The following is a 22147-nucleotide window of genomic DNA, read 5'->3' on the forward strand; positions in this document are numbered from 1 at the left end:
TTCGTTAGTATTGCCCACATGGCGGATTACAAGGTTTCATATGCACCGCCAAAGGGAAAGCCACACGGGACAAATTTTACATTCAAGATCGGAACCAAAGTAGTTATTCCACTTCTCAATCTTGTGGGAAAGAAAGTGTGGCGCGGGGGAGAAAATATCCCCAAGAGCGGAAAGACAATTGTTGCCAGTAATCACCTTTCATATCTAGATGTTTTGTTTCTTACTCATTTTTTGTTTAGAAACGGACGCGCTCCTCGCTACATCGGCAAAGAAGGCGTTTTTAAAGTCCCTGTTATTGGAAAAATCATCCTTGCTGCAGGAATGGTTCCAGTGGCCCGTGAAAGTAAGGATGCTTCTAAAGCCCTTGATCATGCGCTGCGATTATTAGAAATTGGGCACTGTGTTGGCGTTTATCCTGAGGGCACGCTCACCCGCGATCCCAACGGTTGGCCCATGGTTGCAAAAACTGGGCTAGCACGTTTAGCCATAACTACTCGCACGCCAATTATTCCAATTGCCCAATGGGGTTCACAGATTGTCATGCCCACATATGAAAAGAAGTTGAAGATCTTTCCGCGCACGCACATAAAGATATTAGCTGGTGAGCCGGTTGATTTATCACCCTGGTATGGCAAGGAAAATGATCCAGCGGCATTGATTGAAGCCACAGCATTTGTAATGAGAGCAATTACTGATTTGCTGGAAGAGCTTCGTGGTGAAAAACGCCCCGTCGAAATCTTTGATCCACATACTTCTACTCTTCCTCGAACCGGAAACTTTAAAAAGAAGCGATGAGCAAAGTAACTGTTCTAGGTGCTGGTGCTTGGGGCAGCACAATGGCCCAGGTTTTATCTGATGCTGGTAATCACGTCCTTGTGTGGGGGCGCAATCAAGAGATTGTTAATGAAATCAATACCAGCCACACCAACCGAAAGTACCTCGATGAGAATGTATTGCCACTTGGATTAAGTGCTACAACGAATTTGAGTGAAGCTTTTGAATATTCAAATATCTATGTTTTGGCTGTGCCGGCACAGACTTTGCGCGAAAACCTTAAGAGCTGGAAACCTCTAGTTGATTCAGATGCTACCTATATCAGCACGCTCAAAGGCATTGAAGTCAGCACTCTTTCTCGCATGACAGAGATTGTTCATGAAGAAATGAATACGGAAAATGTTGCGCTCATTACCGGCCCCAATCTTGCAACAGAGCTCATTTTGCGCCAGCCGGCAGGTGCTGTTGCTGCAGCACCTACGAAGATTCTGGCTGAAAAAACTCTGAAGTTATTTGCAACTCCTTACTACCGCGTTTACACATCGACCGATGTTTTGGGTTGCGAATTAGCCGGTGCCATCAAATCTGTTATTGCACTAGCCGTCGGAATTTCAATTGGTATGGGTTTTGGCGAAAACACACAGGCGATGCTCATTACTAGAGGCTTAAATGAAGTTGCACGGCTGTGCGCTGCCCACGGCGCAGATCCGCTCAGTGCTGCCGGATTAGCTGGCATGGGCGATCTTGTGGCTAGTTGCGGTTCACCACTATCTCGCAATCGCACCTTTGGCGAAGTGTTGGGACGCTCAGGATCTATGGCTGTTGCGCGTGAACATGTGGCAAAGACCGTGGAGGGCGTAGCCTCCTCCAATGCAGTTCTTGAGATTGCTCACCGAGTAGGAGTCGAAGTGCCAGTTATTGAAGCGGTGGCCGATGTTGTTGCGGGCACGATTTCACCTTCTGATGCCCTTGATCGATTAATGGAAATTACAACGCGTGCAGAAAACTTCATTCGATGAGTAAATTAAATGTCGCCGTTATTTGTGGTGGAATCAGTAGTGAACATGAGATCTCTTGCGTTTCGGCTGGGGGAGTTCTTAAAGGATTAGATTCAAGTAAATACAACGCAATCCTTATTGGAATTACAAAAACGGGCAATTGGGTTTTATTGCCTAATGATTACCCACTTGAAATTGTTGGTGGAAAGCTCCCTACGGTTGATGAAAGTGCGCCGGCAGTTGTGGCTGATGTTCATGGTTTTTCGGTTGCGGGCAAAGCGTTACAGATCGATGTTGTCTTTCCTGTATTGCACGGGCCTTATGGTGAAGATGGAACGATTCAAGGCCTGCTCGAAATTGCAAACCTTGCCTATGTTGGTAGTGGAGTTTTAGCATCAGCAGTTGCGATGGATAAGTCTTTTGCCAAGCCAATCTTTGCTGCAGCTGACATGAAGGTTGCTGATGGAATTGTTGTAACGAGCAAAGACAAGCAAGTATCAATTGATGACTTGGCATACCCAGTCTTTGTTAAGCCTGCTCGCGGAGGTTCAAGTCGCGGCACACACAAAGTTAAATCTGTTGATGCGCTAAATACTGCGCTCAAAGATGCATTTCTATATGACCACAAAGTAATGATTGAGCAGGCACTAGTGGGCCGGGAGATTGAGTGCGCAGTACTTGAATCTAATGGCGTGGCAAAGGCATCAGTAGTTGGTGAGATTGTTATTGATAGCAAGTTTGAGTTTTATGATTTTGAAGCCAAGTACTTAGATGGTGCAACCACTGTAAAGATTCCTGCTGATATTCCAGCAGCTGCAGCTGAGGAAATTCGTGTAAAGGCAGTGCAGGCATTTAAGGCGTTGGGATGCAGCGGACTTGCTCGGTGTGATTTCTTCTATACCGATAAGGGCGAAATCATAATTAATGAGATAAACACGATGCCAGGCTTCACGGGAACATCTATGTATCCAAAACTCTGGGCTGCCACTGGAGTTGATTACACGAGCCTAATTACAGCTTTGATTGAGACCGCTTTACTTCGCACAAATGGAGTTTTAGGAAACTAGTTCAATAATCTTTGCTGCGGGGTTTTGCGCAGGATCTGAGTCTAAAACTAAGAACGCGGCCCTTTTCCCAACTTCTAAATCACCATACTCATTCTCACGAAAGAGTTGGTAGGCAGCGTTTTTTGTATAGAAGGTGAGTGATTCATCCATGGTGAGCGCTTCTTCAATTACCCAAGCTTGGGTAACACCATCGGCCGGGTTTGAGCGAGTAACTGGCACACCAATAGCTTGCATCGGCACATGACTTGTAACAGGCCAATCACTTCCAAAGGCAATCATGGCACCAGCATTTAGCATTGAGCGAAGTCGGTACTGCTGGTTGTTTCGCTCATTGCCAATACGCGGTGCTATGAGTTCTTTGTTCATGGGATCTAAGTAGCACCAGAGCGGTTGAATATTTGCGATGACGCCAAGTTGAGCAAAGCGAGGCAGATCTTCATCGCGAATTAATTGAGCATGAACGATTACTGGGCGCCGATCCCATGTGGGATTGATGCCTTGCATTGCTTCCAGCGCATCTAATGCCTGCTTCACAGCAGCATCTCCTATGGCATGTAAATGAACTTGGTACTGCAAAGCGTCGTATGCAACAAGGGCATTGAGTAGTTCTTCATCGCTCCAGATAGCAATTCCATGCGAGGTTGGGTCATCCACATATGGCTGCATTAAATGGGCAGTTCCAGCAGATAAGGCACCATCGAGTAAAAACTTGATGCTATTGGCTTGTAGTTGTGATGAATTATCAAGCTCTAAACACTGCTCACGAATCTCATTGAAATCATCAATGTCGCCAGACCAAGTGGTGGGAGTTGCAAGCAATGAAAGATTGAAAGCAATTGTTAACTCTTTAGTTTGCGCAGCAGCGATATATGCCCGCGCCATATCTTTCTCACACCATGAATCAATAGCAGCGATTACACCGACTTTTCTGTATTCCTTGCAGGCATATTTGATTGCAGCAATATCACTTTCAAGGGTGTTGGCAGGGGCGTGATCTAGAACTAAGGCCATAGCAGATGGCTCACGCAAGGTTCCTTTTGCACTTCCATCGCTATTGCGCGCGATAGTTCCACCCTGGGGATCCTTGGTTGCACTAGTGATTCCAGCTAATTCAAGTGCTTTGGAATTAACCCAGATGGTGTGGTGATCAACGGCGTGTAATACAACTGGGCGATCGCTGACAACTTCATCCAGCCACTTTGCATCAAAGTCTCCGCCTTCAACAATGGCAGCCTCATAAGCACCGCCAATAATCCAGGTTATGGAGGGGTTTGCATCTGCGAAAGCTTTCACTTGGGTTTTGATCTCTTCAATACTGGTGATGCCATTAATTTTTGGCCCTGCAGCTTCGCGTCCTGCAAAAATTGGATGTGCATGGCCTTCCAGAAATGCAGGGATGACAAAGGCATCATCTAAATCAATTGTTGTCTCTGCCGGGAAATTCTTAACATCTTCACCCACGGCAAGAATGAGGGAATCTTTAACTAGTAAGTCGTGAAAGATTTCTTTGCCAGAAGACCAAAAGCGCGCGTTTGTATAAAGCGTGCTCATATGAGAAAGATTTTTATTGGTAAGTAACTGGGCAGGTCAGTGTGCGAGTAATGCCTGCAACACCTTGGACCTTAGAGAGAATTAAACGACCGAAATCTTCCATGCTGGGTGCTTCTGCACGCATGATGACATCGTAAGGACCGGTGACGCCTTCGGCCAGACTTACACCAGCGATAGCTGAAACAGCCTTTGCTACGGATGACGCTTTGCCGACCTCGGTTTGAATCAAAATGTAGGCCTGTACTGACATAAGAGTTTCCTTTCGTTGGTGGGTACAGGCTACTTCAGAGATATGGCAACTGGCTAGTCGATTACTCTTCTCACTATGACCTTGAATGAAGCCCAGATAATCGGCGCACTTGCCGAGATTTTTGGCAGTAACCATCGAGGCGTTCAGGTTGGAATCGGCGATGACGCTGCAGTTGTTGCTACAGGTGAACACACGGTTATTACAACCGACATGGCAGTTGAGGGAACGCACTTTAATTGCCAGTGGTCAGGAGCTTTTGAGATCGGTCGAAAGATAACGGCTGCAAACCTTGCAGATATCTATGCCATGGGTGCTACTCCTACATATCTCGTTGTAGCGGTTACTTTGAGCGGTGAAGAGACCATGGAGTGGATATCTGAACTGGCGCAAGGAATAAAACATGAGGCTAGTTCCTGTGGGGCAGTTGTGGTGGGCGGAGATTTAGCGCGCGGGGCAATAAAAGTAATCTCAATGAGCGCACTCGGTGAAGTCGAAAAGGCGGTTACGCGTTCTGGTGCACAAGTGGGGGATTCAATCTATTTGTCATCACTTCCAGGTTGGTCGGCAGCTGGTCTTGCAAGTATTGAGAAAAGTGAGTTAAGTGATTTAGAGAGCTATGCGGTGGAAGAGTTCTGCTCTCCAACTCTTGATTATTCAATGGCTGTTGCCTTTGCAAATAAAGGTGCTCATGCGATGTGTGATGTGAGTGATGCGTTAGTTATCCAAGCCGAGCAGTTAGCTCAAGCATCTGGTGTGCAGTTAGTTTTTGATGCCGAAGCCTTTAAGACAAGTGAAGAGTTTGCACAGTTATCTGAATTAGCAGAAGCTAGCGGAGTAGATGTCTGGCAATGGATTTTTGCAGGAGGAGAAGATCATGTCTTCCTGGCCACAGGAAAAGATCTACCTGGGCTATGCGTGGGTGTGGTTAAAGAAGGTAGCGGGGTACTTGGTTTGGAAATGAAAAAAGCGCCAGATACCTGGCGCCATTTCAGTTAAGCAAAATTAGTTAGCGTGTAACTTTTCCAGCCTTAAGGCATGAAGTACAGACGTTTTGGCGCTTTGTGTTTCCGTTAACCAAGGTACGGATGCGCTGAATATTTGGATTCCAGCGGCGACGTGTCTTTACCTGAGAGTGTGAAACGTTATTGCCAAAGCTGGGCCCTTTGCCACAGATATCGCATGTTGATGCCACAGCGGTACTCCTCTTATATGTGAACGTAAGTAAGTCCTTAACGGACAAGGCGAAAGGGTATCGCGAACGTGGGGGCTGACGCCAATCAAGGGGAAATCACGCTTTATTGCCTGCCCTTGAGCCTGAAACGCTCCACGGCTTGTGAGGCACAGTAGGAGAGAATGCCACCATGGCAGATCTTGAAAGCAAACTCTCCTCAGTTATTGGAGATCGCACTGCCAAAGTTCTCACCGATACTTTCGATATAAAAACAGTTGGCGATTTGATGCGCCACTACCCACGCAGGTATTTAGTACGAGGAGAACTCTCAGATATTTCAGAGTTAGCAGAGGGTGATGAAGTAACAATCCTGGCTGAAGTACTCAGTTCAACAAATAGACCGCTACGCGGGCGCAAGGGGAGTATTTTCGAAGTAGTCGTTACAGATGGCACGGACAAACTCTCGCTCACTTTCTTTAATCAAGCCTGGCGGGAAAAAGAGTTAAAGGCAGGTCGCCAAGGTTTATTTGCAGGCAAGGTAGGCCTCTTTAATGGCAAGAAGCAGTTGGCCCATCCTGATTACGAAATGATTCCAGATGGCAATGATGTTGATGCTGCAGCGAGTTCTTTTGCAGGAAAGTATCTGCCTGTTTATCCAGCTAGCGCGAAGATGCCATCGTGGAAGATCTCTAAGTGTGTTGAGATGGCAATTGATTCACTCGATGAAGTGGAAGATTTTCTGCCCGAACACATACGTAGCAGCTTTGGCTATCCCACCTTGCACCAGGGATTAGTGCAGCTGCACCGCCCAGCTGATCTTGATTCAGCAGAAAGTGCACGTGAGCGTTTAACTTTCGATGAAGCTTTCTTGCTTCAATCACTTCTGGTCTTGCGCCGCAATGAGTTAAGAAAGCTCAACACTGCATCTCGCAAAGTGATCAAAGGTGGAATTCTTGATTCCTTTGATGCCTCATTGCCTTTCCAATTAACTGGTGGACAAAAGAGCGTATGCGCTGAAATTGAAGCCGATTTAGCCCAAGACCATCCGATGCATCGCTTGCTGCAAGGTGAAGTTGGTTCAGGTAAAACTATTGTGGCGCTGCGTGCAATGTTGGCCGTTGTTGATAGCGGGGGACAAGCAGCTCTGCTTGCACCAACTGAAGTTCTAGCTGCCCAGCATTTGCGCACAATAGAAAAACTCTTAGGTCCGCTGGCACAAGGTGGAACTCTGGGATCGCACGAAGGTGCAACGCAAGTAACTCTCATTACTGGATCCCAAAACGCTGCAGCACGCAAAGCAGCCCTTGCGCTAGCTGCATCTGGTGATGCAGGAATCGTTATTGGCACACATGCATTGCTCGGTGAGAAAGTAGAGTTTAAGGATTTAGGTCTCATTGTCGTTGATGAACAGCACCGCTTTGGTGTTGAACAGCGTGATGCTCTAAAAGAGAAAGCACAAAAGCCTCCACATCTACTTGTCATGACTGCAACGCCAATTCCTCGCACAGTTGCAATGACAGTCTTTGGTGATTTAGATGTTTCAACGTTGCGCGAGCTTCCACTCGGACGCCAGCCCATCACAACACATGTCATTCCTGTCATGGAGAAGCCAACGTATTTAGAACGTGCTTGGGCACGCATCCAAGAAGAAGTAGGACAAGGTCATCAGGCATACGTTGTTGCACCACGTATTACTGCCGGAAGTGATGAGAACGCCGATATTGATTTCCTCTTTGGCACAGAATCCAGTGATATTGCATCGGTTGAAGAGCTGGCACCTCGCCTGCATGGGGGAGATTTAGCAGGATTGCGCGTTGCAATGTTGCATGGGCGCCTTAGCAGTGAAGAAAAAGAAAGCACCATGAAAGCCTTTGCTGCCGGTGAGATAGATGTATTGGTTTCGACCACAGTAATTGAAGTGGGCGTGGATGTTGCAAATGCAACGATTATGGTGATTATGGATGCTGATCGATTTGGTGTTTCACAGCTTCACCAGTTGCGCGGTCGTGTGGGACGCGGAACTTCACCGGGGCTGTGTTTACTAGTAACAAATGCCATTGCCGAAACTCCCGCACGCGAACGCTTAGATGCTGTGGCTGGCACTGTTGATGGATTTGAACTCTCTCGTATCGATCTAGAACAGCGACGAGAAGGAGATGTTTTAGGTGCATCCCAATCTGGAACTCAGTCACACTTGCGCTTACTTCGAGTACTACGCGATGAGGAATTAATCGAGAAGGCTAGAACTGCTGCCCAGGATTTGATTGCGACATCATTGGATTTAACAAGTTATCCTGCGCTTAAGAAAGAATTGAGCGCTATGGCTAATGATATGGCCGTGGATTATTTGGATAAGGGTTGATGCGTTGAGAATCATTGCAGGCGTTGCTAAAGGTCGCACTCTGGGCACAGTTGCCGGTGCTACACGCCCAACTTCAGATCGCGCGCGCGAAGGCTTGTTCTCCTCCCTGTTATCTGAGTTCGGTGATTTTCTAGGGCTTCACGTTCTAGATTTATATGGAGGATCTGGGGCAATAGCACTTGAGGCTCTCTCACGCGGAGCAACTCTTGTTCATATCGTTGAAAAAGATCCCGAGGCGCAAAAGACAATTGAGAACAACTATGAGCTGGTCAATAAAAATAGGCCTGCAGGAAAGTTTCATCTCTACTCAATGTCAGCTCAAAGATTTGTGAGCGATGCACCAAAAGAGAAATACCACATTGTTTATGTTGACCCGCCCTTTGATTTTTCAGATATTGAGGTTCAAGAGATTTTAAGTAAGTTACATGCAGGCTCTTTCCTTAAAGATGATGCAGTGATTGCAGTTGAGCGCACGGCAAAGCGTTCAAATTTTTCATGGCCAGAAGGCTTTAGCGCAGTGCGCGAACGCAACTATGGGCAGGCCACGATTTTCTATGGCAATTACACGCCTGAGAATGGATAACTGACCCATCTCTTGCTAGCGTTTAGACCATGAGACGCGCGGTTTGTCCTGGATCCTTTGATCCAATCACTTTTGGTCATCTCGACATCATTGCTCGCGCAAGTGCTCACTTTGATCATGTTGTGATTGCAGTGCTTGAAAATCGAACAAAATCCTCTCTATTTTCAGTTGCTGAGCGCATTGAGATGATCCAGGAAACTACCTCTCACTTATCTAATGTGAGCGTTGATTCATGGTCAGGTTTACTCGTTGACTACTGCAAGAGCAATTCGATTCAAGCCATCGTCAAGGGATTGCGCGCAGTGAGCGATTTTGATTACGAACTTCAAATGGCCCAAGTAAATCTGCAAGGCTCAGGGGTTGAAACCATGTTCATGGCAACCTCACCAGTCCATTCATTCTTATCTTCATCATTAGTGAAAGAGCTCGCCCACTATGGGGGAGATGTTTCTACGATGGTGCCAGCATCGATAAATGCAGCACTCAAACTTCGAGTAGGCGGGAAGTAAAAAATGGATTCAGTTGAAAAGTTAACATCTGCAATCACTATGGTTGAAGAGGCTCGTGGTGTTCCACTTTCTGCTAGCTGTGTAGTGCACCGCGGTGAAATGCTAGAACTGCTCGATGAAGCACGTGCTGCACTTCCTAACGATCTTGAATCGGCGCAAAAACTTATCGCTGCTCGTGATGCCATCATTGAAGAAGGCCGTGTTAGTGCTGAGCAGATGATCGCTATGGCTAGAGAAGATGTGGCCAGAATGGTTGAACAGACCTCAATCGTTCAAATGGCACGTGATGAAGCTCGCAAGATTCTCGATGAAGCTCGCACATTAGGTGATCAAGAGAAGCAAGAAGTTGAGGAATATATCGATGGTCGTTTGGCCACGTTAGAAGTAATTTTGAATAAGACTCAAGATGCAGTTGCACGTGGCCGTGAGCGCCTTGCTGGTGCAAATGATAAAGATGTTCTTTCGCAACTCTCAGATGCCGACTAACTCCTATGGCACGCCTACCGGAGCCTTTTAAGTTCAACACCCATGAACTTGCACGCCGTGCAGGGGAGATGAAGGAGTATGAACTCGACATCGAACTTCTAGAAAAACTGGGAGTTGAGCTCATATCCGTTCCTGCCGGAGAAGTAATTGAGGTAGATGCCCGCCTGGAATCAGTTACAGAAGGCATATTGCTCACTGCAGATATCTTTGCAATCGCTAAAGGTGAATGCACCCGCTGCTTAGATCCAGTTGAAATAGAGATTGAACGTAAGGTGCAAGAGCTCTACTACTACGCACAGAAGTTAGAGCGACCAAAGAAGAAGAAAAGAAACGATGATGAGGATGATTTAGGCGAAGATGATGAGTTGATGATGGATGGCGACATTATGGATTTAGAGCCACCTATCCGAGATGCCATCGTTCTCGACCTTCCGATTAATCCACTCTGCAGTGATGATTGCCCTGGGCTATGTCCTGAGTGCGGTGGTAAGTGGGCCGAGCTGCCAGCAGAGCACGCTCATGAGGTTATCGATGCCCGCTGGGCCTCCTTAAATGGGCTGGATCTGGAGTAAGGCGGCCGATTTCAAGAATTAGCCCTTTTGGGGGATACTTACCCCTTGCAGCCACCGCTGCTTTTAGAAATAGATAAGAAGAGGTTCGAACCGTGCCAGTACCAAAGCGAAAAATGTCGCGTTCAAAGACGCGCTCACGCCGTAGCCAGTGGAAGACAACTGCTGCCTCTTTAGCAACATGCGGACAATGCCAATCACCAAAGCTTCAACACACAGCATGTCCAACATGCGGTACATATAACCGCCGCCAAGTTCTAGAGGTTTGATCGTTAGTTCTATGCTCAATGAAGCGTTGGGGGTTGAACTTGAACCCTCACTTCTGGAGTTAGCTTTTACACATCGCTCATTTGCTTATGAATCTGCAAGCAAAGAAACTAACGAGCGTCTTGAATTTCTTGGAGATTCCGTTCTCGGTTTAATTGTTACCGAAGAACTCTACAAACGTTATCCCGATTTAGATGAATCACGTTTATCACCGTTGCGCTCAGGTGTGGTTAACATGCGTGCGCTCGCAGACATTGCGCGCACATTAGAACTTGGTCAATATATTCGCCTTGGAAAAGGTGAAGAAGTTACAAATGGCCGTGATAAAAACTCACTCCTTGCCGATGCGCTAGAAGCCTTAATTGGAGCCATTTATCTTCAGTGTGGCTTTGAGAAATGCACTGAAATTGTGCGGCGATTGATTTCATCAACTATGGATTCAGCCGTTGCGCGCGGAGCAGGTTTAGATGGCAAGACGGCCCTTCAAGAGTTAGCGGCCAGCCTTGGAAAAGGTGCACCTGAATACGTTGTTACTGAACAGGGCCCAGATCACGATAAAGATTTCACGGCTACGGCAATGGTTGCTGGAAACGCTGTGGCGGTGGGAACCGGAAAGAGCAAGCGAGAAGCTGAGCAAGTAGCTGCCCGTATTGCATATGAAACTCTAAAAACTGAGCTGCCCGAGCAGTAATATCGCCAAAAACAAGCAGGCGGCGCGATAGGTTTACCGCGTGTATCTCAAGAGCATGACCTTAAAGGGCTTCAAGTCCTTTGCCTCCAGCACTACCTTGCGTCTTGAGCCAGGAATTACCTGCGTTGTCGGTCCTAATGGTTCAGGTAAAAGTAACGTTGTTGATGCTCTGACATGGGTTATGGGTGAACAGGGCGCAAAATCCCTTCGCGGCGGCAAGATGGAAGATGTTATTTTCGCTGGAACTAGCGGACGTGCACCACTTGGACGCGCAGAAGTTTCATTAACAATTGATAACACTGATGGCGCACTACCTATCGATTACACCGAAGTAACTATTTCTCGCATTCTTTTCCGTAATGGCCAATCTGAATATCAAATTAACGGTGAAGCTTCCCGATTGCTCGATATTCAAGAACTACTCAGTGACTCAGGTATTGGCCGCGAAATGCACGTCATTGTTGGCCAGGGCCAGCTAGATGCAATTTTGATGGCAACGCCTGAAGAGCGTCGTGGATTTATTGAAGAAGCTGCAGGCGTTCTCAAGCACCGCAAGCGTAAAGAAAAAGCTTTGCGCAAACTTGATTCTATGCAAGCCAACATGGCACGTGTTCAAGATCTAACTGTTGAACTTCGTCGCCAACTTCGCCCACTAGGTAAGCAAGCAGAAGTTGCCAAGAAGGCAGCAACTATTCAGGCCGATCTTCGTGATGCAAAACTACGTTTGTTTGCCGATGACTTTATTTCGATGTCTCGCACACTCGATGCAGAGGTAGCCGATGAAACTGCATTACGTCAAAAGCGTGCGGAAGTTGATAGAGAACTTGAAACAATTCGATCTCGTGAAGAAGCATTGGATGCACAGTCGGCAGTTGAAACACCACTACTTGTACAAGCACAAGAAACGTATTACCAGTTAAATTCTTTACGGGAAAAGTTCCGTGGAACACAAAGCCTGGCACAAGAGCGCTCACGCTTTCTTAATGAGGAAGCAGAAGAAGCCCGTTCAGCTGGTCGCGATCCAGAGGCCTTAGAAAAAGAAGCTCAAGTTCTGCGCAATGAAGAAAACGCGTTGAGAAACAACATCAATGATTCTCGCACGGCGCTAGCCGCAGCAACCACTGCACTTGCAAATGCCGAACAAGCGCTAAAGATGGATGAAGACAAAATCGCTGCAGCAATGCGCGCTATCGCCGATGCTCGCGAAGGAACCGCCCGCCAAGAGGGTCATATCAAATCCCTCCAGGCCCGTCTTGAAGCTATCGCAGAAGAAATCGCACGCCTTACAAAAGCCCGTGATGATGCCCAACATCGCGCCGATAGTGCATCACGTGAATACGCATCCTTTGAACTTGAAATTGCTAGCGCTGACTCTGGTGAACTAGGTCTTGATTCTGCTTTTGAAACCGCTAAGTCTGCACTGGATGCTTCAAAGTCTAAATTAAATGCTCTGGTTGATTCTGAGCGTGCTGCAGATCGTGAGCGAAATACCGTTGAATCTAAGTTAGAAGCGATGAAGTTAACTTCACAAAATCGCGATGGGGCATCTGCTCTTATGCGCGATTCACGCGGAGTTCATATCCTGGGCTCCATTGCTTCCCTGATTGAAATTGATAACGGTTGGGAGTCAGCAGCAGCTGCAGCTCTTGGATCATTAGCCGATGCCATCGTGGTTCAAGATTTATCATCAGCAGTAACTGCGTTAACAACTTTGCGCGATCAAAACTTAGGCCAGGCTGATGTCTTGGTATATGAAGCCGGCAATAGTGGAAACTCAAATATTCCTGCCGGTTTGAACGCTCTTGCTTCCCATATACGCTCACATTCAATTGGTGATCTCATTTCATCTTTACTTGCTTCAACAGTGGTTGCTGAAAATGCACGTGATGCTGAGGCAATTCTTCGCTCTCATCCATCAGTAACCGTTGTTACACGCGATGGCGATGTAATCACTAAGGCCAGAGCGCGTGGTGGTTCTAAATCTTCATCTTCACTCATTGAAATTAAGGCTTTGATTGAGAGTCTTGAGACCAAGTTGACTGAGATTACTCACACATGTGATCGTCTGAAATTCGAGATTGCAACTGCAACTACTGAGGTTGCAGATCGCCAGAGCTCATTTGATGTTGCACTCTCTAAGCTCAATGAATCAGATGCTCGTATTGCATCCATAACTGAGCAGCTTGCTGTTTCTGGACAGAATATGAAATCTGCTTTAGCTGAAGTTGAGCGCCTTAATACCTCTATACAAGAAGCAAGTTCTGCCAAGAGCCGTGATGAGGGTGAATTAGTCATTGCACAGAACCAGTTGCATCAACAAGGCGCAGTTGCAGAGCCCGATCACACGTTCACTGAAAACTTACGCAATGCTGTCTCACTTGCTCGCACAACCGAAGTTGAGGCTCGACTAGCCGTTAGAACAATCGAAGAGCGCGTGGATTCAGTTGCAGCACGTGCTAAAGCACTTGAAGATTCAGCGCGCAATGAGCGTGAAGCATCTGAGCGGGCAATCGTGCGTCGCGGTGCTCGTGCCCGAGCAGCAGTTATATCTCAAGCCATTGCTGAATCTGCTTACGAAGTACTCATTCATATTGAGCGCTCTATCGCTAAATCTGCAACAGAGCGTGCTCGTTTAGAAGAATCACGCACTGCTAGAGATGGTGAAACTCTCACTGTTCGCACACGTGGCCGTGAATTAACTGCTGAACTTGAACAACTTACTTCTAGTGTTCACAAGGATGAAATTGCACGTGCTGAACAACGCATGCGTATTGAGACGCTTGAGAATAGAACGATGGAAGAGTTTGGCATTGACACAGTTGTACTCGTATCTGAATATGGCCCTGACAAAGATGTTCCAACATTCTTTGAAAATGAAGCTGGGGAGATTGTCACAACCGAGCTCATCCCATACCGCAGAGATCAACAGGAAAAACGCTTGGCTTCAGCTGAGCGCTCTCTGACATTGCTCGGCAAGATTAATCCTTTGGCCTTAGAAGAGTTCTCTTCACTAGAAGAGCGCTTGAAGTTCTTAGCTGAGCAGTTAGAAGATTTGAAGAACACGAAGAAGGATTTGTTGGACATCATTAAAGAAGTTGATGATCGAGTGCAGTCAATCTTCATGGAAGCCTTTGAATCAACAGCAACACATTTTGAAGATATCTTCTCTCGCTTGTTCCCAGGTGGCGATGGTCGCTTGATTTTGACCGATCCAGATAATCCACTGACAAGTGGTGTTGATGTGGAAGCTCGACCACCAGGAAAGCGTATTAAGAGATTGTCTCTGCTCTCTGGTGGAGAGAAGTCATTAACAGCAGTTGCTATGTTGGTTGCAATCTTTAAAGCGCGCCCTAGTCCGTTCTATGTGCTCGATGAAGTTGAAGCGGCCCTTGACGATACTAACCTTGGACGTTTACTAGTGATTTTGGAAGAGCTTCGAGCAAGTTCTCAGCTCATCATCATTACTCACCAAAAGCGCACAATGGAGATTGCTGATGCACTCTATGGCGTGACTATGCGTGGTGATGGAGTAACTGAAGTTATTTCTCAGCGTTTGCGCGAATCTGACGCAAGTTAAGTAACGCTTTCTCATGGGTTTATTTAGCAAATTTATTGCCAAAATCAAGGGAACAAATGATTTTGCACCTGCCGACTGGAAAGAGTTAGAAGAAGAGTTACTTCTCTCTGATTTGGGTCCATCACTGACCAAAGAGTTCTTAGAACAAGCCCGTAAAGTCAAGAGTGAGAACGCTCAAGAGGCACTTTCTCAAATTCTTTCGACGCATCTATCAACTAAAGATCGCGGCGCACTTTTGGGTCAAGAGACAACTGTCATCATGGTTGTTGGCGTTAACGGGACAGGCAAAACAACAAGTGTTGCAAAGCTTGCTGCAAATCTAAAAAAGAGCGGCAAGAATGTTGTGATGGCAGCTGGAGATACTTTCCGAGCCGCAGCCGTTGAGCAGTTGCAAACGTGGGGGATGAGAATTGGTGTTGAGGTAGTTTCGGGTAAAGCAAATGGTGATCCAGCGTCAGTTGCATTTGATGCTGCAAAGAAAGCTCAAGAGAGCAAAGCTGATTTTCTGATTATCGATACAGCAGGGCGTTTGCATAATAAAAATGATTTGATGGCAGAGCTTGAAAAAGTTAAGCGTGTAGTTGAGAAAGTCTTCCCAATCAATGAAGTCTTGTTAGTAATTGATGCAACAACTGGTCAAAATGGTTTGCAGCAAGCAAAGATTTTTACTGAAGCAGTAAAAGTGAGTGGAATTATCCTGACCAAGATTGATGGAAGCGCCCGTGGCGGAGTTGCCCTGGCAATTGAGAAAGAACTCGACATCCCGATTAAATGGATCGGCACGGGGGAGTCTGAATCAGATTTCGCCCATTTTGAAGCCGATAGCTACATCCAGGGCCTGCTTTCGTAACTTAGCCGTAACACTGGAGCGAAATTGTCACGCCCCCGCAATAGTTCACATCATCAGCCGTAACCGGGTCCAGAGAAGGTATGGCCATCTCAAAGGCGAGAAATTTCAAAAACAATCTCGAAAGCAGATGAAAATATGACAGATATTGCGTTGAACTCAGGTGATACAGCCTGGATGTTAGCAAGTACCGCTTTGGTTCTTCTTATGACACCTGGACTTGCCTTTTTCTACGGCGGAATGGTTCGCACTAAGAGCGCACTAAATATGATGCTGATGTCGTTTATAACTATCGGCATAGTTAGCACTCTCTGGGTTATTTACGGTTTCGAATTAGCTTTTGGTTACAAAGCCGATTCACCTTGGTATGGAAATCTTTCGCTCTCTGGCCTAGGTGGAATGGTTAATGATTTGACTAACAATGGTGGTGTTTATCCCATTCCAGTTTTGGTCTTTGCGGCATTTCAATTGATGTTTGCAATCATTACTCCAGCTCTCATCTCTGGCGCAATTGCAGATCGCACAAAGTTCACTGCTTGGGCAGTATTCGTTGCCATTTGGTCAACTATCGTTTACTTCCCAGTTGCACACTGGGTATTTGCATTCGGCAACAAAGTTGGTGACACAGTTACTGGTGCTGGCTTCCTTGCAAGTCAAGGTGTTCAAGACTTTGCTGGTGGCACTGCAGTTCATATCAATGCAGGTGCTGCAGCTTTAGCACTAGCAATTATTCTTGGTAAGCGCGTTGGTTGGCGCAAAGAGTCAATGCGGCCACACTCACTGCCACTAGTTCTTCTTGGTTCAGGTTTGCTTTGGTTTGGTTGGTTTGGTTTCAATGCCGGGTCAGCACTTGCAGCTAATGGAATTGCAGGCCTTGCCCTCCTTAACACTCAAGTTGCAACGGCCGGAGGCCTTGTTGGCTGGTTGTTAATTGAAAAGATTCGCAACGGACATGCCACATCCCTTGGCGCAGCTTCTGGAGCAGTTGCTGGACTCGTTGCAATTACTCCTGCATGTGCTTTCGTTGCACCATGGGCAGCAGTAGTTATCGGACTATTTGCAGGTATTTTCTGTGCACTTGCCGTTGGGTTGAAGTACAAGTTCGGACTTGATGATTCACTCGATGTCGTTGGAGTTCACCTCGTTGGTGGAATCTGGGGATCTTTGGCGGTCGGATTATTCGGCACACAGGTTGTCAATAGCGTTGGCGTGGATGGTCTGTTCTATGGCGGTGGCACAGAGCTACTTACCAAACAAGCTCTAGGTGTTGGCATGGTTGCCCTTTATTCATTCCTAGTCACATTGGTCCTTGGATTCATTATTGAAAAGACAATAGGATTCCGTGTGTCTAAAGATGCTGAAGTGGAAGGTGTGGACTTGTCTGAACATGCCGAGACTGCTTACGAAATGTCTAGTTCTTCCCGAGGAGGTTTATTCTAATGAAGTTGATTACAGCGATTTTGAAACCATCTAAGTTAGAAGATGTAAAAAATGCTCTGCAGGCACATGGTGTTGCCGGAATGACGGTCTCAGAAGCTAGTGGCTTTGGTCGTCAAAAAGGACATACTGAGGTTTATAGAGGTGCTGAATACACAGTGGACCTCATTCCAAAGGTTCGACTTGAAGTTCTTGCAGATGATGCAGAAGCAGCCACAGTTGTCGATGTCATTGTTAAGGCAGCATCAACAGGAACAATTGGTGATGGAAAGATATGGACTACGCCAGTTGATCAAGTAGTCCGTGTGCGCACTGGAGAACGTGGGCCAGAGGCAATCTAAGTTGCTTGTAGGTGAGATTTAAACTAAAGGCGGGCCAGCAAAGTTGGCTCGCCTTTAGTGCAACTGCTCAAGTACTCTTAGCGCCTTATGTTTGAGTCACTCACCTCCAGATTTAGTAGCGCGTTTTCATCGCTGCGCTCTCGCGGCAAGATAAGTAGTGCTGATATCGATGCAACCTGTGCTGAGATTCGACAAGCTTTACTTGAATCAGACGTTGCCCTATCTGTCGTGGAAAGCTTCGTTGAGCAGATACGTGAGAAATCTTTAGCTGCACTGCCAACAATGCAATCTGGAACTAATCAGGGTCAAGCAATATTTGAGATTGTTAACGCATCTCTTATTGAAATTCTCGGGGGAGAAGCGCGCAGGGTTCGCTTTGCAAAGAATCCTCCAACAGTGATTATGTTGGCAGGTTTGCAAGGTGCTGGTAAAACTACTTTGGCCGGAAAGCTTGCCAAGTTTTATGCCGATCAAGGAAATACGCCTCTTCTCGTTGCCTCTGATTTACAACGCCCTAATGCTGTCACCCAACTCCAAGTTGTTGGTGAAAGCATTGGCGTTCCAGTATTTGCACCAGAACCTGGAAATGGTGTTGGCGATCCAGTAAAGGTTGCAAAGAGTGGTATTGAGTTTGCCAAATCAAAGCAATACAACATGGTTATTGTCGATACTGCAGGTCGTTTGGGTATTGATGAAGAGTTAATGAAACAGGCATCAGATATTCGAGATGCCGTTAATCCAGATGAGATTCTCTTTGTAGTTGATGCAATGATCGGTCAAGATGCGGTGAGAACGTCACAAGCATTTTTAGATGGTGTTGGCTTTGATGGTGTAGTTCTAACAAAGTTAGATGGTGATGCTCGCGGTGGTGCGGCGTTATCTATTGCTTCAATCACTAAGCGCCCGATTATGTTTGCATCTACTGGTGAAAAGCTCAGTGATTTTGACATCTTCTATCCAGATCGTATGGCCTCTCGTATTCTTGGTATGGGCGATGTTGCAACTCTTGCCGAGCAAGCCAAAAAGGCTTTTGATGGCGATACATCTGCAAAGCTTGAAGCCAAGTTTGCAAGCGGTGAAGATTTCACATTGGAAGATTTCTTAGAGCAACTTCAGGCCATGTCCAAGATGGGCTCTATGTCTAAGTTATTGGGCATGTTGCCAGGTGCTGGGGCGATGAAGAAACAGATTGAAAACTTTGATGAAGGCGAAATAGTTCGCACAAAAGCAATTGTTCAATCAATGACTCCAATTGAAAGGCGTGATCCAAAGGTTCTCAACGGCTCACGTCGCGCTCGAATTGCACTGGGTTCTGGTCGTAAAGTCTCTGATGTGAACAACTTGGTTGATCGCTTCTCTGCTGCGCAAAAGATGATGAAGCAGGTGAGAAATGGCGGCATGCCACAAGGTATGGGCGGTATGGGTCTTCCTGCGATGCCTAAGGCCTCTATTAAGAGCGCTCCACCCAAGAAGAAGTCCAAATCAGGTAATCCAGCCAAACGCGCCCTGGAAGAGGGGCAGTAAAGCTCGATTTCACCTTTGCCACCCTTAGATGGCAGAATTGGGCACCTGTTGATGGGGCCCTCTACCCCCGTTCAACATCCACGACCGATAGTTGTATGTAATTGATTGCGCACCCCGCTGCGATTGATTTTTATGACACACATAAACAGGAGCACAACCTCACTTGGCTACAAAAATTCGTTTAATGCGCATGGGTAAAATCCGCACACCATTTTTCCGCGTAGTTGTTACAGACTCACGCAAGGCACGTAACGGTCTTTCAATTGAAGAAATTGGCCGTTATGTTCCAGGACAAGAACCATCACTTATTGAGATCAACTCACAGCGTGCTCAGTACTGGCTCGGTGTTGGTGCACAACCATCAGAGGCTGTAGAGGCTCTTCTGAAGGTCACTGGAGATTGGCAAAAATTTAAGGGTCTTCCTGGAACTGAAGGCACACTTCGTGTTGCAGCTCCAAAGGTCGGCAAGCATGTTGCTTACGAAGCAGCTATGAAGCAGGCAATGGATGAACCAAAAGAAGGCGCAACTACTCTTAAGAAGAAAGCACAAGAGAAGTTAGCTGCAAAGGCAAACCCAGTTGTTGAAGAAGCAGTAGTTGCAGCACCAGTTGCTGAAGCTGCAGCGGAGGAAGTTGTTGAAGTAGCAGCAGAGGCAGTAGTTGAAACTCCTGCAGAAGCTGTTGTTGAAACTCCAACTGAAGAAGCGGCTGCCGAATAACAATGATGGATGAAGCCCTAGAGCATTTAGTAAAGGGAATCGTCGATAATCCCGATGATGTAGTTGTTGCTGAAAAGAATCATCGTCGTGGAACAACTCTTGAGGTTCGTGTGAACCCTGAAGATATCGGCAAAGTTATTGGTCGTAATGGTCGCACTGCAAAGGCGCTTCGCACGGTCGTGAGTGCAATTGCAGGACGTACTGTTCGCGTCGATCTCATCGAGACCGACGAAGCACGATAGCAATGCGTTTACTCGTGGGGCGCATCGGTCGCGCCCACGGAATTCTTGGAGAAGCGACGATTGAGGTTCGAACTGATGAACCTGATCGTCGTTTTGCCATTGGTAACAAAGTTCAAACAGATGCCCACGGTGAGCTAACAATTACCTCTGGCCGTGTCCATAACGGCATTTTATTGCTGGGTTTCAATGGCATCACTGATCGCAATGGAATTGAAAAGCTACGTAACACTTTGATTTATTGCGATGTAGATATCAATGAGCCAGGAATTGATGAAGATGATTATCACGTGCTCCAGCTCGTTGGGTGTTCGGCTGAACTTGAATCTGGTCAAGTATTGGGTGAAGTAACTGATGTTGTTAATCTTCCAGGACAGGATTTGTTAGCGATTAAGACGGAAACTGGCGAGGTTCTTATTCCCTTCGTGCATCAGCTAGTTCCGATTGTTGATATTGCAGGGCGTAGAGTTGTTGTCATTCCACCTGATATGTCAGGGGAAGTTAAATGAGAATTGATGCTGTAACTATCTTTCCTGAGTATTTTGCACCGCTTAAGCTTTCACTTTTAGGTAAAGCACAAGAGAGTGGAATCGTTGATTTTGGAATTCACGATCTACGCAGCTTTGCTACAAATGTTCATAACCAGGTTGATGACACACCTTACGGTGGAGGCGCTGGAATGGTCATGATGCCTGAAGTGTGGGGACAAGCCTTAGACCCATTGATGAGTACTGAAACAGATTTGATCATTTTGACTCCTGCAGGCAAGCGCTTTGATCAGCCAATGGCAGCGAATTTTTCCAAGGCATCACACCTAGTTTTTGCTTGTGGACGCTATGAAGGCATTGATGATCGAGTGCGCCAGCATTATCTTTCTAAGAATCACCGTGTGCATGAAGTCTCAATTGGTGATTATGTATTAGGTGGGGGAGAAGTTGCATCCCTTGTGATGATTGAAGCTATTACTCGATTAATCCCAGGAGTTCTCGGAAATCCTGAATCACTTGCTGAAGAGTCACATAATGAAGAGGGATATCTTGAATATCCCAATTACACAAAGCCTCAGAATTGGCGTGATATCCCGGTTCCAGAGATTTTGTTGAGTGGAAATCACGGAGAAATCGCAAAGTGGCGCGCGGCACAAGCAATTGAGCGTGCGAAAGAGAATTTCTAACTGGGCAGTAACCCACGTACTGCCGTAGCGTTGCGCCTATGACTTACGACAGCAAGGCGATTCAAGCTCGACTTATTCGAGACCTAGAACCTGTCGTTGCTGTCGAACTCGATCGACATTTAAAGGTTCAAAAAAATTGGTATCCCCATGAGTATGTCCCATGGTCTGAAGGCCGCGATTTTGCTGGACCTCTGAACGGTGATGCATGGGAAGCAAAAGATTCACGCCTGACTCCTGTTGCACAAGACTCTTTAATTCTTAACTTATTAACTGAAGATAACTTGCCGAGCTACCACACCGAAATTGCTCTCTCTATGGGCCGTGACGGTGCATGGGGGACCTGGATTGAACGTTGGACGGCAGAAGAGGCGCGTCACAGCATTGTTATCCGAGATTATTTAATGGCAACGCGTGGTGTTGATCCATATGAGCTTGAAGATTTACGTATGGCACATATGTCATTGGGTTATCAGACTCCATATGAAAACGACATGCTGCACACCATCGCCTATGTTTCTTTCCAAGAATTAGCCACGCGCATTTCCCACCGCAACACCGGCAAGATTTCAGATGATCCGATTGCAGAATCAATGATGCAACGTGTCTCTTTGGATGAGAACCTGCATATGCTTTTCTATCGCAACACATTAGGCGCTGCCCTTGATATGGAACCGAATGCGTCCATGCGCGCAATTGCTGATGTTGTAACCAATTTTGATATGCCAGGTGCGAACATGCCAGGCTTTGGTCGAAAAGCTGTGCAGATTGCGTTGGCTGGAATTTATGACATGCAGCAGCATTTAGAAGAGGTAGTTGCTCCGGTCCTTCGTGCATGGAATGTCTTTGATCGAACGGACCTGAGCGGTGATGGCTTAGCTGCTCGCGATGAGCTTTCAGCATTCTTGGCCAAGGCCACAGCAGAGTCCAACCGCTTTAATGAAAAGCGTGAACTTCATTTTGAGCGTTTAATTGCACGTGGACAAGAACCACTGCGAATCATTAAGTAGTATTA

Annotated in this window: 24 protein-coding genes; 21 read left to right on the forward strand and 3 right to left on the reverse strand. The window is 46.6% G+C overall.

Translation table 11 applies throughout. From position 1 onward, the window contains the following. Positions 1-18: 18 nt before the first annotated feature. The 3 genes from A7sIIA15_RS02715 to A7sIIA15_RS02725 are packed head-to-tail and all read left to right on the forward strand — an operon-like array spanning position 19 to position 2839. Positions 19-795 carry a lysophospholipid acyltransferase family protein gene (locus tag A7sIIA15_RS02715; protein ID WP_095685675.1) on the forward strand — a complete coding sequence of 259 codons (777 nt, stop codon included), beginning with the start codon at positions 19-21 and terminating at the stop codon, positions 793-795. Then, entirely contained in the window at positions 792-1793 is a 1002-nt protein-coding gene (locus tag A7sIIA15_RS02720; RefSeq protein ID WP_095685676.1) for an NAD(P)H-dependent glycerol-3-phosphate dehydrogenase, read from the forward strand. The genes A7sIIA15_RS02715 and A7sIIA15_RS02720 overlap by 4 nt, the downstream gene beginning before the upstream one ends. Next, complete coding sequence (locus A7sIIA15_RS02725) at positions 1790-2839, forward strand: D-alanine--D-alanine ligase family protein (RefSeq protein ID WP_095685677.1); 1050 nt, start codon at positions 1790-1792, stop codon at positions 2837-2839. Before A7sIIA15_RS02720 ends, A7sIIA15_RS02725 begins: the two co-directional genes overlap by 4 nt. Here the strand turns inward: A7sIIA15_RS02725 and A7sIIA15_RS02730 are convergent. Beyond that, positions 2828-4390: an amidohydrolase gene (locus tag A7sIIA15_RS02730; RefSeq protein ID WP_095685678.1), complete on the reverse strand. Its 1563-nt coding sequence runs from the start codon at positions 4388-4390 to the stop codon at positions 2828-2830. The genes A7sIIA15_RS02725 and A7sIIA15_RS02730 overlap by 12 nt on opposite strands. Positions 4391-4403: 13 nt before the next feature. Further along, positions 4404-4640 (reverse strand): Lrp/AsnC family transcriptional regulator, encoded by a 237-nt coding sequence (locus tag A7sIIA15_RS02735; RefSeq protein WP_095685679.1) that lies wholly within the window; start codon positions 4638-4640, stop codon positions 4404-4406. A gap of 75 nt (positions 4641-4715) precedes the next feature. Between A7sIIA15_RS02735 and thiL the strand changes: the two genes are divergently transcribed. Then, the gene (gene thiL, locus A7sIIA15_RS02740; RefSeq protein WP_095685680.1) at positions 4716-5636 is read left to right on the forward strand and encodes a thiamine-phosphate kinase; all 921 of its coding nucleotides are present in this window, start codon (positions 4716-4718) and stop codon (positions 5634-5636) included. 10 nt (positions 5637-5646) lie between these two features. Here thiL and rpmB read toward each other — a convergent pair whose 3' ends face one another. Then, on the reverse strand, positions 5647-5832 hold the full coding sequence (rpmB, locus tag A7sIIA15_RS02745) for a 50S ribosomal protein L28 (protein WP_018206740.1): 186 nt from the start codon (positions 5830-5832) through the stop codon (positions 5647-5649). 169 nt (positions 5833-6001) lie between these two features. Between rpmB and recG the strand changes: the two genes are divergently transcribed. From recG to A7sIIA15_RS02830, 17 genes are all read left to right on the forward strand, one after another. Then, a complete protein-coding gene (gene recG / locus A7sIIA15_RS02750) occupies positions 6002-8173 on the forward strand; it encodes an ATP-dependent DNA helicase RecG (RefSeq protein ID WP_095685681.1) in 2172 nt (723 codons plus the stop codon). 4 nt (positions 8174-8177) lie between these two features. Further along, positions 8178-8756, forward strand: coding sequence for a 16S rRNA (guanine(966)-N(2))-methyltransferase RsmD (gene rsmD, locus A7sIIA15_RS02755; protein ID WP_095685682.1), 579 nt, complete (start codon positions 8178-8180; stop codon positions 8754-8756). A gap of 29 nt (positions 8757-8785) precedes the next feature. Continuing rightward, complete coding sequence (gene coaD, locus A7sIIA15_RS02760) at positions 8786-9265, forward strand: pantetheine-phosphate adenylyltransferase (protein WP_095685683.1); 480 nt, start codon at positions 8786-8788, stop codon at positions 9263-9265. A gap of 3 nt (positions 9266-9268) precedes the next feature. Then, positions 9269-9751, forward strand: coding sequence for an ATP synthase subunit B family protein (locus A7sIIA15_RS02765; RefSeq protein ID WP_095685684.1), 483 nt, complete (start codon positions 9269-9271; stop codon positions 9749-9751). A 5-nt stretch (positions 9752-9756) separates the two neighbouring features. Next, positions 9757-10323, forward strand: coding sequence for a YceD family protein (locus A7sIIA15_RS02770; RefSeq protein WP_095685685.1), 567 nt, complete (start codon positions 9757-9759; stop codon positions 10321-10323). 92 nt (positions 10324-10415) lie between these two features. Continuing rightward, positions 10416-10589: a 50S ribosomal protein L32 gene (gene rpmF / locus A7sIIA15_RS02775; protein ID WP_029168532.1), complete on the forward strand. Its 174-nt coding sequence runs from the start codon at positions 10416-10418 to the stop codon at positions 10587-10589. Between the two features lie 11 nt (positions 10590-10600). Next, the gene (gene rnc / locus A7sIIA15_RS02780; protein WP_095685686.1) at positions 10601-11278 is read left to right on the forward strand and encodes a ribonuclease III; all 678 of its coding nucleotides are present in this window, start codon (positions 10601-10603) and stop codon (positions 11276-11278) included. Positions 11279-11333: 55 nt separating this feature from the next. After that, positions 11334-14855 carry a chromosome segregation protein SMC gene (gene smc, locus A7sIIA15_RS02785; RefSeq protein ID WP_095685687.1) on the forward strand — a complete coding sequence of 1174 codons (3522 nt, stop codon included), beginning with the start codon at positions 11334-11336 and terminating at the stop codon, positions 14853-14855. A gap of 13 nt (positions 14856-14868) precedes the next feature. Then, positions 14869-15705 carry a signal recognition particle-docking protein FtsY gene (gene ftsY, locus A7sIIA15_RS02790; protein WP_095685688.1) on the forward strand — a complete coding sequence of 279 codons (837 nt, stop codon included), beginning with the start codon at positions 14869-14871 and terminating at the stop codon, positions 15703-15705. A 135-nt stretch (positions 15706-15840) separates the two neighbouring features. After that, the gene (locus A7sIIA15_RS02795) at positions 15841-17142 is read left to right on the forward strand and encodes an ammonium transporter (RefSeq protein ID WP_095685689.1); all 1302 of its coding nucleotides are present in this window, start codon (positions 15841-15843) and stop codon (positions 17140-17142) included. After that, a complete protein-coding gene (locus A7sIIA15_RS02800) occupies positions 17142-17480 on the forward strand; it encodes a P-II family nitrogen regulator (RefSeq protein ID WP_095685690.1) in 339 nt (112 codons plus the stop codon). Before A7sIIA15_RS02795 ends, A7sIIA15_RS02800 begins: the two co-directional genes overlap by 1 nt. A gap of 87 nt (positions 17481-17567) precedes the next feature. Then, complete coding sequence (ffh, locus tag A7sIIA15_RS02805; protein ID WP_095685691.1) at positions 17568-19004, forward strand: signal recognition particle protein; 1437 nt, start codon at positions 17568-17570, stop codon at positions 19002-19004. A gap of 163 nt (positions 19005-19167) precedes the next feature. Further along, complete coding sequence (rpsP, locus tag A7sIIA15_RS02810; RefSeq protein ID WP_095685692.1) at positions 19168-19722, forward strand: 30S ribosomal protein S16; 555 nt, start codon at positions 19168-19170, stop codon at positions 19720-19722. Positions 19723-19724: 2 nt separating this feature from the next. After that, positions 19725-19964, forward strand: coding sequence for an RNA-binding protein (locus A7sIIA15_RS02815; protein WP_017955926.1), 240 nt, complete (start codon positions 19725-19727; stop codon positions 19962-19964). Between the two features lie 2 nt (positions 19965-19966). After that, positions 19967-20470, forward strand: a complete 504-nt coding sequence (gene rimM / locus A7sIIA15_RS02820; protein WP_095685693.1) for a ribosome maturation factor RimM — start codon at positions 19967-19969, stop codon at positions 20468-20470. After that, entirely contained in the window at positions 20467-21135 is a 669-nt protein-coding gene (gene trmD, locus A7sIIA15_RS02825) for a tRNA (guanosine(37)-N1)-methyltransferase TrmD (RefSeq protein ID WP_095685694.1), read from the forward strand. Before rimM ends, trmD begins: the two co-directional genes overlap by 4 nt. 38 nt (positions 21136-21173) lie before the next feature. Beyond that, positions 21174-22142: an acyl-ACP desaturase gene (locus A7sIIA15_RS02830; RefSeq protein ID WP_095685695.1), complete on the forward strand. Its 969-nt coding sequence runs from the start codon at positions 21174-21176 to the stop codon at positions 22140-22142. Positions 22143-22147 lie beyond the last annotated feature (5 nt).

This window comes from Candidatus Planktophila vernalis (assembly GCF_002288185.1).
Taxonomy (GTDB): Bacteria; Actinomycetota; Actinomycetes; order Nanopelagicales; family Nanopelagicaceae; genus Planktophila; species Planktophila vernalis.